The following is a 16,585-nucleotide window of genomic DNA, read 5'->3' as shown; positions in this document are numbered from 1 at the left end:
CTTTGAGCCTTTTGATGCACAACCCGGAACCGCAGGCGCAGCGCGAACATGACGCGCACGAGCAGGCGCATCTCCAGACGCACGCGCATGAGCACGTGCCGCTGGTGGAGCGCTGGGCCCGCGCGCGTGCCTGCTACCGCTATGCGAACCTCGCGTCGCATCACGTGCTCGGCTTCACGATCAAGGCCGTCCTGCTCGTCTATTTCGCCTTCATGGCGATATTCCTGGTGCTGCGCTACGCGGTCCTGCCGAACATCGATTACTACAAACCGGACATCGAACGTGCCGCCAGCCGCGCGCTGGGCAACCAGGTGACCATCGCCCGCGTCTACGCGTCGTGGCGCGGCCTGCGGCCGAATCTCTATCTCGGCGACCTGCGCCTGCACGACCGCGAAGGACGCCAGCTGCTGGCGCTGCCGTCCGTGTCCGCCACCGTGTCGTGGTGGTCGGTGATGGCGGCCGAACCCCGGTTCGAGGCGCTGGAAATCAACCGGCCGGAACTGGACGTGCGGCGCGGGCTTGATGGCGTCATCGCCGTGGCCGGCGTACGCATCGAACCGAACAAGAAGGGAGAGGGCGGCGGCGCCGACTGGCTGCTGCGCCAGCACGAGGTCGTGATCCGCGAAGGCCGTTTGTCGTGGACGGACGAGCTGCGCGGCGCGCCCACGCTCGCGCTGTCGGACGTGACCCTCGTGCTGCAGAACCGCTGGACGGCGCACCGCTTTGCCCTGAAGGCCGCGCCGCCGCCGGGCGCCGGCGACCCGCTCGACCTGCGCGCGCGCTTCTCGCACCCGCCGTTCGGCGCCAAGCCGTCCGATGCAAGGCGGTGGAAAGGCCAGGTGTATGCCGACCTGCGCAATACGGATCTGGCCGCCTGGAAGCAGTACATCGATTACCCGTTCACCCTGCAAGAGGGCCGCGGCTCCGTGCGCGCCTGGCTCGACTTCGACCACGCGCGCCTGGCCGGGTTCACGGCCGACCTGGCGCTGGCCGGCGTCAGCGCGCGCCTCGGCCCGGACACGCCGCCGCTGGCGCTGTCGCGCGTATCGGGCCGGCTGTCGGCCAGCGAGACCATCGCGCCGAACGTGGACGATGGCAAGCCGACCTTCGGCGCGCTGGGCCACACGATCGGCCTGGAGGATTTCTCGGTCGTCACGGAAGGCGGCGTCGTGCTGCCGCCGGCCACCCTGAACGAGTCGTGGCGCCCGGCCACGCGCACCCAGCCCGAGCGCTTCGAAGTGCGCGCCGAACAACTGGACGTGGGCGCGCTGGCCGCGCTGGCCGTGCAACTGCCCATCGCGCCCGCGCATCGCCAGCTGCTGACGGAACTGGCGCCGCGCGGCCGCATCAACGACGCCGACATCGAGTGGCAGGGCCGCTTCCCGCACATCACCGGCTACCGCGTGCGCGGCGACGTCGAGAACCTCGGCATGAATCCGCTGGCGGCACGCGCCGAGCTGGCCGCGGCCGATGGCCAGCCGGCCCAGGCCGCACGGCCGGCGCTGCCGGGCTTCAGGAATCTGTCGGGCCGCATCGACGCGAGCGACCATGGCGGCAGCGTCGACATCGATTCCGACAAGCTCGTGCTGGCGCTGCCGGCCTGGTTTGCCGATCCGGAAATGCCGTTCGACCAGTTCGCCCTGCACGCACGCTGGACGCACCTGGCGGACGAGCAACTGGCCGTCGACGTCGACAGCCTGAACCTGGCCCAGGGCGCGCTGAAGGCGACCTTGACGGGCCGCCACGTGCTGCCGTTGAAAGCCGGCCAGGGGCCGGGCAATGCCGACTTCACGGGTACCGTCGACAATTTCGAGATCGCCAGCATCGGCCGCTGGCTGCCGCTCGCGACGCCGGAGGGCCTGCGCGAATGGCTGACGGGCGCGCTGCAGAGCGGCATGCTGCACGACACGCGCCTGCGCCTGCGCGGCGACCTGGCCCAGTTCCCGTTCCACGCCGAGAATGCCGTCCAGCGCGCCAAGGGCGAGTTCCGCGTCGGCGGCCGCATCGAGGACGGCAAGCTCGAGTATGCCCCGGGCCACAAGGCGACCGACGGCAAGACGCCGCTGTGGCCGCTGCTGGAAAACATCAACGGGTCCATTGTGTTCGACCGCGCGCGCATGGACATCCACGCCGACACGGCGCGCACGCAGGGCATCGCGCTGTCGAACGTGCGGGCCGTGATCCCCGAGCTGGGCATCCACGAGATGATGCTCGACATCGACGGCACGGCCGCCGGCCCGCTGCCAGACTTCCTGCACTACGTGGCGGCGAGCCCCGTGCTCGAATGGATCGGCCATTTCACCGAGGACACCAAGGGAACCGGCCCGGCGAAGCTGGGCCTGAAACTGCACCTGCCGCTCGCGAACCTGCACGATGCGAAGGTGCAGGGCGCGCTGCAGCTGCAGAACAACGAGGTCGTGCTGTTCCCCGACCTGCCGCCGATCGAGGCCGCGCTGGGCCGCATCGAGTTTTCCGAACACGGCGTGAACCTGAACGGTGTGGGCGCCAGCTTCCTGGGCGGACCGCTGCAATTGTCCGGCGGCACCCAGCGCGACGGCAGCATCCAGATCCGCATGGCCGGCAGCGCCACGGCCGAGGGCATGCGCCAGACGCGGTCCCTGCCGGCGCTGCAGCGCCTGGGCAATAAACTGTCCGGCGGCGCGCGTTTCGGCGGCACCGTCACGGTGAAGGACCGCCAAACCCAGATCATCCTCGATACCAATCTGGCCGGCCTCGGCATCGAGCTGCCCGCGCCGCTGAACAAGCCCGCGCCGGACGCGCTGCCGCTGCACTTCGTCCTGACGGGCCAGCCGACGGGGGCGGACGGCGTCGGCCACGACGACATCCGCATCCTGCTGGGCAATATCGCGGCTGCGAAATACGTGCGCGAGCGCCAGCCGCACGGCCCGTGGATCGTCAAACGGGGCGGCATCGGCGTCAACGTGCCGGCGCCCGAGCCCGACAGCGGCATGATGATCAACGTGAACATGAAGGCGCTGAACGTCGACCGCTGGCTCGCGGCGGCGGCCGACATCGCCGGGCCGGGCGAGGCCGTGCCTGCTCCGTCTGCCGCGTCTGCCGATAGCGGCGGCGGCATGGCCCAGTACGTGGTGCCGGATATCGTGGCCGCGCGTGCCGGCGAACTGGTCATTGGCGAGCGGGCGCTGCGCGACGTCGTCGTCGGCGCCACGCACCAGAACAATACGTGGCAGGCCAGCATCGATTCGCGCCAGGTGGTCGGTTACGTGACGTGGGCCGAATCGGGCCAGGGCCTGGGCAAGGTGACGGCGCGCCTGGCATCGCTCGTGATCCCGGAATCGTCCGCGAACGAAGTCAAGGACCTGCTCGAATCGAACAAGGGCGCCAGCGCCAGCATCCCGGCCCTCGACATCGTGGCCGACCGCTTCGAGCTGTTCAACAAGCAGTTCGGCCGCCTGGAACTGGTGGCCAGCAATGCGCAGGCGCTGGCCGGGCGCGAGTGGCGTATCGAGAAACTGGCGCTGACGAATCCGGACGGCCAGCTGAAGGCGAACGGCCGCTGGCTCATGCGCGACGGCAAGAGCAATACGGCGCTCAATTTCGCGCTCGACATCAGCGACGCCGGCCGCCTGCTGGACCGCCTCGGCTTCCCGGAGACACTGCGCCACGGCAAGGGTTCGCTGTCCGGCGACATCTCCTGGGCCGGCCTGCCGTACTCGCTCGACATCCCGAGCCTGTCGGGCCAGATCCAGATGAACGTCGAGGATGGCCAATTCCTCAAGCAGGACCCGGGCGCCGCGAAACTGCTGGGCGTGCTGAGCCTGCAGATGCTGCCGCGCATGCTGAAGCTCGATTTCCACGACGTGTTCTCGGAAGGCCTCGCCTTCGACGGCATCACGGCCAACGCGATGATCACGCGCGGCGTCGTGCGCACGGATAATCTCAAGATGCACGGTGTGGCGGCGACGGTGCTGATGGATGGCACGGCCGACATCGCCAACGAATCGACGAACCTGCACGTCGTCGTGATCCCGGAATTCAACCTCGGCACCAGCTCGCTCGTGTACGGCCTCGCGGTGAACCCCGTGATCGGCCTCGGCAGTTTCCTGGCCCAGCTGTTCCTGCGCGCGCCCGTCATGAAGGCGCTCACGTATCACATGCAGGTGACGGGACCGTGGAAGTCGCCGCACATCGTCAAGCTGGACAATTCGCCCGCCGTGGCCGCCGCCGCCGCGAACGCGGCCGCGCAGGACCGCAACAAGGACAAGAAGGGAGCCAAATGAAGACCACAGTTGCTGCCGTACAGATGGTGTCCACCCCTGTCGTGGAAGAAAACATTGCCACCGCGCGCCGCCTGATCGCGGACGCCGCCGCCCGCGGCGCGCAACTGGTCACGTTGCCGGAATACTGGCCCATCATGGGCATGACGGACACGGACAAGGTCGCCCACGCGGAAGAGCCGGGCCACGGCCCCATCCAGGATTTCCTGGCAGGACAGGCGCGCGAGCACGGCATCTGGCTCATCGGCGGCACCTTGCCGCTCGTGTCGGGCGATGCGGGCCGCGTGCTGAACACGACGCTCGTCTACGATCCGGCCGGGCAGCACGTCGGCCGCTACGACAAGATCCACTTGTTCGGTTTTAACAAGGGCAGCGAGTCGTACGACGAAGCGCGCACCATCGTACCGGGCGAGACGGTCGGCAGCTTCGAGGCGCCGTTCGGCAAGGTCGGCCTGGCGATCTGCTACGACCTGCGCTTCCCGGAACTGTTCCGGGCGATGGGCGATTGCGCGCTGATCATCGTGCCGGCCGCGTTCACGCACACGACGGGTCTCGCGCACTGGGAAGTGCTGCTGCGCGCCCGCGCCATCGAGAACCAGTGCTATGTGCTGGCCTCGGCCCAGGGCGGCGAGCACCCGAACCGGCGCCGCACGTTCGGCCACAGCATGCTGATCGACCCGTGGGGCGAAGTGAAGGATGTGTTGCCGGAAGGCGAGGGCGTCGTCAGCGGCGAGATCGATCCGGAATACATCGCGAAGGTGCGCGAGAGTTTGCCGGCGCTGAAACACCGCAAACTTTAAGGTATGGCACAATGCCCCATCCCTATCAGAAAGACCTGACGCAATGACTCCATTCGAACCGAATCTCTCCTCCCTCGCTGTCGCGCGCGACGTCCTGTTGACGCCATTCGGCCTCGACGAAGGCAAGCTGATCACGACGCTGGGGACCATGTTCACGCACAAGGTCGACTATGCCGACCTGTATTTCCAGTTCACCAAGAGCGAAGGTTGGAGCCTGGAAGAGGGCATCGTCAAGAGCGGCAGCTTTTCGATCGACCAGGGCGTCGGCGTACGCGCCGTGTCGGGCGACAGGACCGCCTTCGCTTACTCCGATGAAATCTCGCAGGCCGCCCTGCTGGACGCCGCCGCGGCGACGCGCACGATCGCGCGCGCGGGCGCCGGCCGCGTGAAGGTCGCGGCGAACGTCCAGCCGTCCGGCGGCCGCTCGCTGTACCTGCCGCATGACCCGCTGGCCTCGCTCGACGCCACCGCGAAAGTCGCGCTGCTGGAGCGTGTCGAAAAGATCGCGCGTGCAAAAGATCCGCGCGTCGTGCAGGTGATGGCCGGCCTGGCCGGCGAGTACGACGTCGTGCTCGTCGTGCGCAGCGATGGCGTGCTGGCGGCCGACATCCGTCCGCTCGTGCGCGTGTCCGTCACCGTCATCGCCGAGCAGAACGGCCGGCGCGAGATGGGCTCGTCGGGCGGCGGCGGGCGTTACGATTACGCCTACTTCAGCGACGAGCTGCTGGAAAAATACGCCAGCGAAGCCGTGCAGTCGGCCCTCGTGAACCTGGAAGCGCGTCCCGCGCCGGCCGGTCCGATGACCATCGTGCTCGGCCCGGGCTGGCCCGGCGTGCTGCTGCACGAAGCGGTCGGCCACGGCCTCGAAGGCGACTTCAACCGCAAGGGCTCGTCCGCGTACGCGGGCATGATCGGCCAGCGCGTCGCCGCGAAGGGCGTGACCGTCGTCGACGACGGCACCTTGCAGGACCGCCGCGGTTCGCTGAACATGGACGACGAGGGCAACCCGACCCAGTGCACCACGCTGATCGAAGACGGCATTCTGAAGGGCTATATCCAGGACACGATGAACGCGCGCCTGATGAAGATGCCGGTGACGGGCAATGCGCGTCGCGAGTCGTTCGCCCACCTGCCGATGCCGCGCATGACGAACACGTACATGCTGGCCGGCGACAAGGACCCGGCCGAGATCCTGGCCTCGGTCAAGAACGGCCTGTATGCGGTGAACTTCGGCGGCGGCCAGGTCGACATCACGAACGGCAAATTCGTGTTCTCGGCCAGCGAAGCCTACATGATCGAGGACGGTAAAGTGACGTACCCGGTGAAGGGCGCGACCTTGATCGGCAACGGCCCGGACACGATGAACCGCATCTCCATGATCGGCAACGACATGCGCCTGGACTCGGGCGTGGGCGTGTGCGGCAAGGAAGGCCAGAGCGTCCCGGTGGGCGTGGGCCAGCCGACGCTGCGCATCGACGGCGTGACCGTCGGCGGAACGGCCTGACGGCTCGCCGCATCGCGATGGCAACCGCCTTCGCCGCCATGACGCCCGCCCCGCGCGGGCGTTTGTTCTTCCGGGCCGCCATCGTTGCGTGTGTGGTCTCGATGCACCCGTGGTGCGCCGCGGCCGACGAGCACACGCATGTCGCCACGCGCTCTGGACCGGTCGAAACGCAAGCCATCGACGGCGCCGGCCGCTCCGACATCCGCTTGCGCGGCGCATCGCTTGGGCAGGTCGACGGCGCCGCGGGCCTTGTCAAGCTGTCCGTGCAGGACGATGCCGACTACGTGCTCGTCGATGCCCTGTTGCCCGATCCGCAGTGCCGGCACCGCTTCACCCTGCTGCAGATCGGGCCGGGCGATGAGGCGACGATGTCGCAGCCGTTCGGCGATTGCCTGACGGGCTTCGGGGCGCGCCGCGCCGGCGACAAACTGGTCGTCCAGCTGGCGCAGGAGGGCACGGGACAGGTGCACGAGTTCGTGTGGATGCAGGACCGCATGAAGGAACTCACCAACGTACTCACGCGCTGCGAAGCCGCCCAGCTCACGGCCGCATCGCGCTGGATCCCGGTCGAGTCCGCGCAAGCGGTACGTGTCATCAGCGGCACCGGCCGCGCCTGGTTCCACACGGCGCCGCTGGACGAGTGCAAGCTCCCGCAGCTGTTCGTGATTCCGGGCGACGTGCTGACCGTCCTGCACACGTATGGCGAGTACGCGGATGTCGCGTACCGCAATCCGCGCACGGGCCGCGAGGCCAGCGGCTGGATCAGGCTCGATCGGATCGCGCCGATGCGGACGCCATCGGAGCCGCCCTTGTGACACACTGGCTCTAACCGATCCATCGTCGCAAGGAGCACAACATGGCCAACGATCAAGCACAGTCCCCGCAGACCAACGCACAGCAGCCGGAAGCGGCGCCTTCAGCACCGCCGGGCCAGCCACCAGCACAGCAGGAGGCGCAGCAAGAAGCGCAGCAGCCCACCGACTTCGATGGCCTCGAGGGCAAGAAGCCGGAGGAGCTGACGCCGGAAGAGCTGCGGCTGATGGCCGACACCATGCCCGGTGAAGGGCCAGGTGACTAAGTAAATTGGGCCCCGGCCTTCGCCGGGGCGACGTTCCTTGGCCGCGTCTTAGAACGAGTATCTCGCCCCCAGCGTGAAATAGCGACCGCGCGCACCTTCGTAATCGAGCGGGTTGTACGCCTGCGCGCCATAGGTCAGCGGGTCGAGCGGCGCGATCTTGTCGAACAGGTTCTGGACCGAGCCGAACACTTCCCACCGCTGCTGCGGCTTCCAGCGCACCACCAGGTCGACCGTCGTGAACGACGCCAGCTCGCAACCGTTCGGCGCGTCGGCACCGTTGGCGAAGGTCACGGCGCAACCGCTCGGGTCGCCCCGGAAGAAGCGGTTTTCCAGCACGCCGCGGTAGTTCACGTTGGCCGACACGCGCAGGTTGTTGCGGTCCCAGCCGAAGCGCATGTTGACGCGGTCGGCCGGCGTGCCCGTGCAGTTCGTCACGTCGCAGTTGCCGTGCGTGCCGGCGAATTCGCGCGACGTGCCGTCCTGTTCGGTGCGCAGCCATTCGAAGATGTGCGTGTACTTCACGTCGAACGTGGCATTGCCCCACGCGTCCGGCAGGCGGTGGTTGTAGCGCGCATCCACGTCGAGGCCGCGCACCTTGCTCTGGGCGGAGTTGACGTAGCGGGTCAGCACGGCCGTGATCTGGCCCGGGTCGCCCGGGATGCCGCTCACGCTGCCCGGGTCGCGTGCCACGCTGCCGGCGGCGATGGCGGCGTCGACCTGTTCCTGGTTGATCTCGTTCTTGCGCTTGATCTTCCAATAGTCCACGGAGATGCTCGTGCGCGGCAGCGGATCCCAGATGACGCCCAGCGTGTAGCTCTTCGACCGTTCCGGCGACAGGTTCGGGTTGGGCGACGTGATCAGCGCCACCGATGCCGGGTTGCAGGCGTTCGTCACGCCCAGTGCGCAGCGCGCCGGGTCGGCCGCGGTCGAGAAGGCGGCGAGGCCGCCGACGCCGTTCTCGGCCGGACTCGGCGCGCGAAAGCCCCGCGCGAACGTGCCGCGCAGCGCGAATTCGCGCACCGGCGTCCACTTCAGGCCGAACTTCGGCGTGTACGAACTGCCGACGTCGGTGAAGTGGTCGTAGCGCAGGGCCGCCGACGCTTCCACGTTGAACGGCAGCGGCGCGAGGCCCTCGCCGTACAGCGCGAACACGTTGCGGGCACCGGAATAGGCCGAGTATCCCAGGCCGATGACATTGCCCCGCTCCGTACCGGTGGTGGGCATCAGCTCCGTCATCTCGTGGCGGAATTCGGTGCCCAGCGCCAGGCCCAGGTTGCCGGCCAGGTAGGGAATACCGCCGAATTCGCGCGTGGCCTTGAAGTCGATCTGGCCGATCTTCGTGTTGGCCCTGTTGCCGATGGTCGGCGACAGCGCGGCGTACACCGCCGGCGAATTCAGGCCCGCGTTCTCGGCGATGCGCCAGAAGGTGCCCAGCGGCAGCGCCGCATAGGCCGGGCTGTTCACCGCCGCCGCCGCGATGTTGGCGGGGGTGGGATTGAGCAGGGCGAAGGCGACGTCGCGCTGCAGGAAGCCGTTCTGATTGTTGTTGACGTGGTTGTGCGAGAACAGCAGGGAGGAGTCCCAGTCCCAGCCGTAGTTCGTGCCCCTGGCGCCGCCGAGCCAGCGCAGGAAGTTCGAGTCGATGTTCGAGACGCGCGGGCCGACGTCGGCGGCCAGGTAGCGGATCCGCGCGGCCGTGCCGAAATACGGGTTGTCCGGATGGTTCGCGCCGAGCTGGACGACGGCATTGTTCACGGGCCCGCCGGGGAAGCCCACCGAGGCGCTGACGGAGGAGGGCGTCGTGGCGGTGTCCGTCTGGCTCGTGTACCAGTTGAATTCGCTGTACAGCTGGAGCGCCGGATTCAACTGCATCGTGCCGCGCAGGAAGAAGCTCAGGTTTTCCTGCTTCGGCTCGATCTGGTTGTACTGCAGCGAGGCGTCGATCAGGCAGCCGCCGCCGGGATCGCCCTGCGGGTGGCTGGTGAAGTTGGAGCAGGCCGCGCCGGGGAAGGTGCGGGTGAAGCCGGGGCCGGCCAGGTTGCCGCGGTTGTAGTAATTGGTCGGGTCGGCCGGATTGCGCACGTTGCCGTTGATGGCATTGCCGGCCGTGCCGGTGCCGGGCAGGATGGCACCGGTACCGCCGAGCGCCTGGTCGGCCGAATAGCCCCAGCGGCGCAGGTCGTTGCGGCCGATCCAGTCGCGGTCCGCGCGGTCGCGGTACCAGATCTCGTCGAACTTCTTGTACTCGATGCTGAACAGGACATTGTAGCGGTCGGTGTCGAGGCTGCCGATGCCCTTGGTGAAGGCGACGTTCATGCGCTTGCCGTCCCAGTCGTCGCTGGCACCGCGCGAGAAGCGCACCGTATTGCCCTGGAAGTCGCGGCGCAGGATGATGTTGACGACGCCGGCGATGGCATCCGAACCGTAGATGGCCGACGCGCCGTCCTTCAGCACCTCGACGCGCTCGACGGCATCCGTCGGGATCACGTTCAGGTCCGTGAACTGCTTCTGGCCGTCGTCGGCGAGGCCGTACGGGGCCATGCGGCGGCCGTTCAGCAGCACGAGCGTGGACGCCGCGCCCAGGCCGCGCAGCGAGATGCCCGAGGCGCCGGCGGCGAAGCCGTTGCCGAACGTGGTGGGCACGGAGCCCTGGTTGTCGACGGCCAGCGTCTGCAGCAGCTCGGCCACGGTGGCCTTGCCGGACCGCTCGATGTCGGCGCGGTTCACGGTGATGACGGACGATGCCGTTTCCGCCTCGGAGCGGCGGATGTTCGAGCCGGTGATCTCGACGCGCGGGACCGGCTTGGGCGCCACTTCCTGGGCCAGCGCCGGCAGCGCCAGGATCGTGAGGCCGATGGCGCTCCCGCCTGTGAACAGGCGTCGGATCGTCCGGGATATCGGGGTTTCAGTCATGTCCAGACTCCAATGCGATTTGGGAAAACGACCCGGTGTGCATGCGTCCGGGGCTCCTTATGACTTTTGCATTTCGTCCGGGCAGACAACTGACATCTCTCAAGCGTCTCCGGTACAGCGGAAAAAGGTGTCGGGTTGACGCAACCGATCGCCTGTATAGGCAACCGTAACCGACAGATCACAGGCCAAATAAAGTCTTGCCAACGTCGATGCAATGTTGTTATAGTCAATCGACTACTTCGGAACTTCTCCATGCGCCACGCCGTTTTCTTTACCTTTTATTTTTGGTTTAGCCATTCCAGCCCAACGGCGGTGGAGTAGCGGCAGGTTCACGCAGCAACAGAACAGAGTCCGACACAAAAATCCAAAAGACCGCCGAGCTGGCGGTCTTTTTTTTTACGCACCCAGAATTTCATACAGATCAGAACGGAGAACAGCAATGCCTCGCACCGACGACTTACGCATCCGCGAAATGAAGGAACTGACGCCGCCCTCGCACCTGATCCGCGAATTCCCGGTGACCCCGGAAGCGGAACAGGTCGCGTCGCAGGCGCGCGTGGCGCTGCATCGCATCCTGCACGGCCAGGACGACCGCCTGATGGTCGTGATCGGCCCGTGCTCGATCCACGATCCGAACGCCGCGATGGAATATGCCCGCCGCCTCGTCGAGCAGCGCCACCGCTTCGCCGGCGAGCTGGAAGTGATCATGCGCGTGTACTTCGAGAAGCCGCGCACGACGGTCGGCTGGAAGGGCATGATCAACGACCCGTACATGGACAACAGCTTCCGCATCAACGACGGCCTGCGCATGGCACGCGAACTGCTGCGCGACATCAATGAACTGGGCCTGCCGGCGGGCACCGAATTCCTCGACGTGATCAGCCCGCAGTACATTGCCGACCTGATCAGCTGGGGCGCCATCGGTGCCCGCACGACGGAATCGCAGGTGCACCGCGAGCTGGCGTCCGGCCTGTCGTGCCCGGTGGGCTTCAAGAACGGCACCGACGGCAACATCAAGATCGCGGCCGATGCGATCAAGGCCGCTTCGCAGCCGCACCACTTCCTGTCCGTGACGAAGGGTGGCCACTCGGCGATCGTGTCGACCGCGGGCAACGAGGACTGCCACATCATCCTGCGCGGCGGCAAGGCACCGAACTACGACGCGGCCAGCGTCGAGGACGCCTGCAAGCAGCTCGCCGCCAACGGTCTCGCGAGCCGCCTGATGATCGACGCGTCGCACGCCAACAGCAGCAAGAACCCGCAGAACCAGGTGCCCGTGTGCGCGGACATCGGCAGCCAGATCGCGGCGGGCGATACGCGCATCGTCGGCGTGATGGTCGAATCGCACCTCGTCGGCGGCCGCCAGGACCTCGTGCCGGGGAAGGAACTGACGTACGGCCAGTCCGTCACCGACGGCTGCATCGACTGGGAGACGAGCATCGCCGTGCTGGAAAACCTCGCCGCCAGCGTGCGCGCACGCCGGTTGCGCGACGACGCATAAAGGGCATCAATAAGTTCTTGCCAACCGGAAGCGACCACTCCAGAATCGGTATGTACACGTACATACTTGAAGGAGCGGCATGGCTTCCAACGAAGGTGAAATCGCAGCCTGGGAACGCGCGGCCCAGGCGGCGCTGAAAGGCGCCAATCCGCGCCTCGCGGCGCAGCTGTGGCAGCGCATCCTCGAACAGGTGCCGACGCACGGTCCGGCGCTGCTCGGCATGGCGCAACTGCATTACCGGTCCGGCGCGCTGCCGGAGGCGCGGGCGCTGCTCGAGCGCCTCGTCGCGGCCGACGGACGCGACAAGCAGCAGTGGATCAACCTCGCCGTCGTCTGCATGGCCCAGCGCGACGAGGCGCGCGAGGAAGAGGCGATCCGGGGCGCGCTCGTGCTGGAACCGACCGACCTCGTCGCGCTGATCCTGCGTGCCGGCCTGCTCACGCGCCAGGGCAAGCGCCACGCGGCCGCGCGCGCGCATGGCGCCGTCGCCGCGGTGGCGCCGCCGCTGCAGCAACTGCCGCCCGAACTGCGCCCGGCCGTGCAGGAGGCGCTGGCGTACCGCGAACAATACGACACCGATTTCGGCCGCTTCCTCGACGACCACATGGCGCCGCACCTGCGCGACCTGCAAGGCGAGCGCGTGCAGCGTTTCACGGAATCGCTAGCCATCATGCTGGGCCGCAAACGCCGCTACGAGCCGCAACCCGCGCTGTTCCACTTCCAGGGTCTCGCGCCCATCACGTTCTTCGACCGCCAGGACTTCCCGTGGCTCGACGCCTTCGAGCGCGAGACGGACGCGATCCGCGCGGAATTCGTCGCCGCGCAGGCCGGCGCCGAAGGCTTTACGCCATATATGCAGTACAGCGAGGACCAGCCGCTGCGCCAGTGGGCCGAGTTGAACAACTCGCTGCGCTGGAGCGCCTTCCACCTCGTCGAGGCGGGCAAGGTCAACGACGCGAATGCGCAGCGCTGCCCGCGCACGATGGCATTGCTGGCCGGTGCACCGCAGCCGGACCAGCCGGGCCGCACGCCTGTCGCGATGTTTTCCGTGCTCAAGCCGAAGACGCGCATCCCGCCGCACTGCGGCGTCAGCAACGTCCGCCTCGTGACGCATGTGCCGCTCGTCGTGCCGCCGGGCTGCGGTTTCCGCGTCGGCAACGACGTGCGCGCATGGGAAGAAGGGAAGGCGTGGGTGTTCGACGATACCATCGAGCACGAGGCGTGGAACGACAGCGACCTGCCGCGCGCGATCCTGATGTTCGACATCTGGCATCCGCACCTGACCGGGCCGGAGCGCGCGCTGGTGACGGCGATGAGCGCGGGCATGAACGCGTTCTCGGCAGACGAAGGCAGCTTCGGGTTGTAGGGTGGACAGCTCGCTGTCCACCCTACGTCTGTAACGCCGTCCCAAATGAAAACCGCCGCCGGCTTCGCAGCCGGCGGCGGTTTTTTTACGGCGTCCGATCAGGCGATCAGAAACGGTAAGTCAGGTTGGCGTACATGAAGCGGCCGTACGAGTCGTAGATCTGCGGGAACGTGTTGCCGTTGCCGTAGGTACCCGTCACCGAGCTGGACGACGCGATCGGCGGATCCTTGTCCAGCAGGTTGTTGATGCCGAAGCTCAGGGCCAGCTTGCGGTTGAAGCGGTACACGCCGTTCAGGTCGAAGTAGCTGCGCGAAGCCAGGTACGCGTCACGCTGCGTGTCCAGTTCGCCGGCCAGCTGCGGGTTCGCATCGAGCATGTCGTTCTTCAGGCGGTCGATGTAGCGCCAGGTGAGCGACAGGTCGAGGTTGTACGGGCTCGACCAGGTCGTGCGCAGCTTGTGACGCCATTTCGGGGTCGGGGTGCCGCAGGTCGCGCCGTACAGGCCCGTGCAGTCGTAGCTGCCGTTGCCCGGCAGGTTTTCCACGGTGTAGCTGTGCACGTAGGTGCCGTTCAGCGTGAAGTCCAGGTTGCCGTAGCTTTGCGGCAGGCGGGTGCGGTAGCTGGCACCCACGTCCAGGCCCGAGGTGCCCTGCGAACCGATGTTCGTGGTGCCGGCCTCGACGTAGCCGTTCGGGGTCAGCCACAGCGAACCGAGCTGGTCGCGGTGGATCAGGCTGCAGTACAGCGAGTTGCCGGTCGTGAGGCACTGGGTGTACACGCTCTGGGCGTTGACGGCCTGGATCGCGTCCTTGATCTTCAGCTTGAATGCGTCCAGCGTGATGGTCAGGTTCTTGATCGGGTCGATCACGATACCCACCGTGTACGTGTTGGCGGTTTCCGGCTTGACGCCCGGGTTGCCGCCGGTACGGCCGTTGTACTGGTTGGTCGAGTTCTCCGGCACCTTGCCGTACAGCGAAGCCGGCAGGCCCGTGTTGGCGCACTGGGCTTGCGTGGCTTTCGGGGTCTCGCCGCCGCACGGGTCGTCGTTCGGACCGGCCAGCACCACGGCTTGCGGCGTGTACAGTTCATAGATGTTCGGTGCGCGGACGGCACGCTGGGCCGAACCGCGGACGCGCACCTGGTCGATCGGCTGCCAGTCGAGGCCCAGGCCGAACGTGTTGGTCTTGGCATCCGTGCTGTACTGCGAACGGCGGTACGAACCGGACAGGTCCATGTGCTTCGAGAAGGCCATGTTGTCCAGCAGCGGCAGCTTGAATTCGCCGAAGGCTTCCTTCACGTTGTACGAACCCGCGACGGCCGGCGAGGCGCCGCCGGCACCGGACAGGTCGCCGGTCTGGTTTTCGTAGTCGGGCTCGAACGCCAGTTTTTCGACGCGCTGCTCGTAGCCGAACGACACGCCGGCGCCGCTTTCGGCGGTCGGCAGCTTCAGGCCGAAGCGGGTCAGGTCGGTGCCGATGTTTAGGCCGAACACGGATTGCTGCGTGAAGCCGCCGTTCGAACCGGTGGCGTTCAGGTAGTCCAGCGCGGCCTGGGTGACGCCGCCCTGCTTGTACAGGTTGTACGGCACGCAGTTCGGATCGGAACCGTTGACGACGGAGCGGCACACGGCCTTGCCCGTGGTCGGATCGACGACGACGTCCAGCGCGTTGGCGATCAGGCGGCTCGAGAAGTAGCCGGTCGCGCGGTCGCTGTGGTTGACGCGTGCGAACTGGCCGAACACGTCGTACGACCAGTCGCCGACCATGCCCTTCACGCCCAGCACTTCGCGGAACGAGGAGTCGGTGATGCTGGTCGAACGCGGGCCGCCTTCGACGTTACGCTTGCCGACGGAGACGGTGGCGGTGTCGCCCGGTGCCTTCAGGCCCAGCGCGGCCTTCCAGGCATCGTTCAGCAGCGGGTTGTCGTAGCCGATCGTCGCCTGCTGGCCGTAGAAGATGCCGCCCGGGGCGATCTGGGCGTCGGTCTTGTAGTTGTGGAAGCTGAATTCGCTGTAGATGCGCGCGTTCTCGTTGATGTCGAGGTGCACCATCGAGTTGATGTTGTACTCGTCCGACGGACGTTGGAAGAAGTTCAGCGGGCCGAAGTTGTAGGCGTCGGTGGCCGACACGTACTTGCGCGGATTGCCGTTCGCATCCGGGGTGTACGAGCCGACGCGGGCGATCGAGGTGCCGGAACCCGAGCAGGCGAAGCCCGGATCGGACGCGCCCAGCGAGCAGGCCGAGAAGTCGCGCTGCGATTGCAGCAGGGCGTCGGCGTGGCGGTGCGAGGCGAAGAACGTCGCGTTACCCTTGTTGTCCGCGAAGTTCGAGCCCATCAGGATGCTGAAGTCGTACTTCTTGGCGTCGAACGTGTGGTTGCCCGGCAGCGGGAAACCCTTCTTGTTGACGACGCCCTGGATCTCGTCGTTGTGCTGCTTGTGGTTGGCGCCGGAGATGTTGGCTTCCAGTTCCACGCCTTCGTAGTTGTCCTTCATGATGAAGTTGACGACGCCCGACACGGCGCCCGAGCCGTACACGGCGCCGGCGCCGCCGGTCAGCACGTCGACACGGCGGATCAGTTCACTCGGGATCTGGTTCAGGTCGGCTGCGACGCTGAGCACGCTGCCGGACGGCAGGCGCTTGCCGTTGACGAGCACCAGGGTACGCTGCGAGCCCATGCCGCGCAGGTCGACGGTGGCGGTGCCGCTGGCACCGTTCGAGATGGCGGCACCCTGCGACGCGAACACCTGGGGCAGGTTGTTCAGCAGGTCTTCGGTATTGCGCACGCCATCGATCTTGATGTCCTTGGCGCTCAGGGTGGTGATGGGGCTGGAGCCTTCCGTGTTCAGCGACGGAATGCGCGAACCCGTCACTTCGACGCGCTGCATCGACGCGGTGGGCGCTGCGGCAGTGTCCTGTGCGTGAGCGACGGACGCGCCGAGCGCCATGCCGCCCGCAAACATCAGTCGTACCGACCGAGATAAAACTTTTTCCGACATCATTTGTCTTGAGTCCCTTCTGAGCTGGGCCGGGCGGACTACGCGCCGGCTCGCAGATCCTGTTATTGATCTACCCCCATCCTTTTGGGAGGGAATTTTTATTTGCTACAAGACAATGACATCATTGCTAATAAACAAAGTCAACGAGTAAATATGCATATATGCA

At 66.9% G+C, this 16,585-nt stretch carries 9 protein-coding genes; 7 read left to right on the top strand and 2 right to left on the bottom strand.

Annotated elements, in window-relative coordinates; all coding sequences use genetic code 11:
* The first annotated feature begins 14 nt into the window (after positions 1-14).
* From P0M04_RS02470 to P0M04_RS02450, 5 genes are read left to right on the top strand one after another with little or no spacing between them, the layout of a single operon-like run.
* Positions 15-4,262, top strand: coding sequence for a YhdP family protein (locus P0M04_RS02470; RefSeq protein ID WP_259448915.1), 4,248 nt, complete (start codon positions 15-17; stop codon positions 4,260-4,262).
* Positions 4,259-5,059: a carbon-nitrogen hydrolase family protein gene (locus tag P0M04_RS02465; RefSeq protein ID WP_259448916.1), complete on the top strand. Its 801-nt coding sequence runs from the start codon at positions 4,259-4,261 to the stop codon at positions 5,057-5,059. Before P0M04_RS02470 ends, P0M04_RS02465 begins: the two co-directional genes overlap by 4 nt.
* Positions 5,060-5,102: 43 nt before the next feature.
* Complete coding sequence (gene tldD / locus P0M04_RS02460; protein WP_259448917.1) at positions 5,103-6,563, top strand: metalloprotease TldD; 1,461 nt, start codon at positions 5,103-5,105, stop codon at positions 6,561-6,563.
* Between the two features lie 17 nt (positions 6,564-6,580).
* Complete coding sequence (locus tag P0M04_RS02455) at positions 6,581-7,378, top strand: hypothetical protein (RefSeq protein WP_259448918.1); 798 nt, start codon at positions 6,581-6,583, stop codon at positions 7,376-7,378.
* Positions 7,379-7,419: 41 nt separating this feature from the next.
* The gene (locus P0M04_RS02450; protein WP_259448919.1) at positions 7,420-7,641 is read left to right on the top strand and encodes a hypothetical protein; all 222 of its coding nucleotides are present in this window, start codon (positions 7,420-7,422) and stop codon (positions 7,639-7,641) included.
* Between the two features lie 48 nt (positions 7,642-7,689).
* On the opposite strand, the gene P0M04_RS02445 is transcribed toward P0M04_RS02450, so the two are convergent.
* Positions 7,690-10,554, bottom strand: coding sequence for a TonB-dependent receptor (locus tag P0M04_RS02445; protein WP_259448920.1), 2,865 nt, complete (start codon positions 10,552-10,554; stop codon positions 7,690-7,692).
* 439 nt (positions 10,555-10,993) lie between these two features.
* Between P0M04_RS02445 and aroG the strand changes: the two genes are divergently transcribed.
* On the top strand, positions 10,994-12,055 hold the full coding sequence (gene aroG / locus P0M04_RS02440) for a 3-deoxy-7-phosphoheptulonate synthase AroG (protein WP_259448921.1): 1,062 nt from the start codon (positions 10,994-10,996) through the stop codon (positions 12,053-12,055).
* Between the two features lie 79 nt (positions 12,056-12,134).
* Entirely contained in the window at positions 12,135-13,421 is a 1,287-nt protein-coding gene (locus P0M04_RS02435; RefSeq protein ID WP_259448922.1) for an aspartyl/asparaginyl beta-hydroxylase domain-containing protein, read from the top strand.
* A gap of 106 nt (positions 13,422-13,527) precedes the next feature.
* Here P0M04_RS02435 and P0M04_RS02430 read toward each other — a convergent pair whose 3' ends face one another.
* The gene (locus tag P0M04_RS02430; protein ID WP_259448923.1) at positions 13,528-16,383 is read right to left on the bottom strand and encodes a TonB-dependent receptor domain-containing protein; all 2,856 of its coding nucleotides are present in this window, start codon (positions 16,381-16,383) and stop codon (positions 13,528-13,530) included.
* Between the last annotated feature and the right edge of the window lie 202 nt (positions 16,384-16,585).

The sequence above is a fragment of the Telluria mixta genome (genome assembly GCF_029223865.1).
Classification (GTDB): Bacteria; Pseudomonadota; Gammaproteobacteria; order Burkholderiales; family Burkholderiaceae_D; genus Telluria; species Telluria mixta.
This window is presented reverse-complemented; position numbering and strand designations above follow the sequence as displayed.

Bases quoted from the DNA above. Each gene is read 5' to 3' on its own strand.
- P0M04_RS02470 (WP_259448915.1), top strand. From the start codon at position 15: ATGCACAACCCGGAACCGCAGGCGCAGCGCGAACATGACGCGCACGAG.
- P0M04_RS02465 (WP_259448916.1), top strand. From the start codon at position 4,259: ATGAAGACCACAGTTGCTGCCGTACAGATGGTGTCCACCCCTGTCGTG.
- tldD (WP_259448917.1), top strand. From the start codon at position 5,103: ATGACTCCATTCGAACCGAATCTCTCCTCCCTCGCTGTCGCGCGCGAC.
- P0M04_RS02455 (WP_259448918.1), top strand. From the start codon at position 6,581: ATGGCAACCGCCTTCGCCGCCATGACGCCCGCCCCGCGCGGGCGTTTG.
- P0M04_RS02450 (WP_259448919.1), top strand. From the start codon at position 7,420: ATGGCCAACGATCAAGCACAGTCCCCGCAGACCAACGCACAGCAGCCG.
- P0M04_RS02445 (WP_259448920.1), bottom strand. From the start codon at position 10,554: ATGACTGAAACCCCGATATCCCGGACGATCCGACGCCTGTTCACAGGC.
- aroG (WP_259448921.1), top strand. From the start codon at position 10,994: ATGCCTCGCACCGACGACTTACGCATCCGCGAAATGAAGGAACTGACG.
- P0M04_RS02435 (WP_259448922.1), top strand. From the start codon at position 12,135: ATGGCTTCCAACGAAGGTGAAATCGCAGCCTGGGAACGCGCGGCCCAG.
- P0M04_RS02430 (WP_259448923.1), bottom strand. From the start codon at position 16,383: ATGTTTGCGGGCGGCATGGCGCTCGGCGCGTCCGTCGCTCACGCACAG.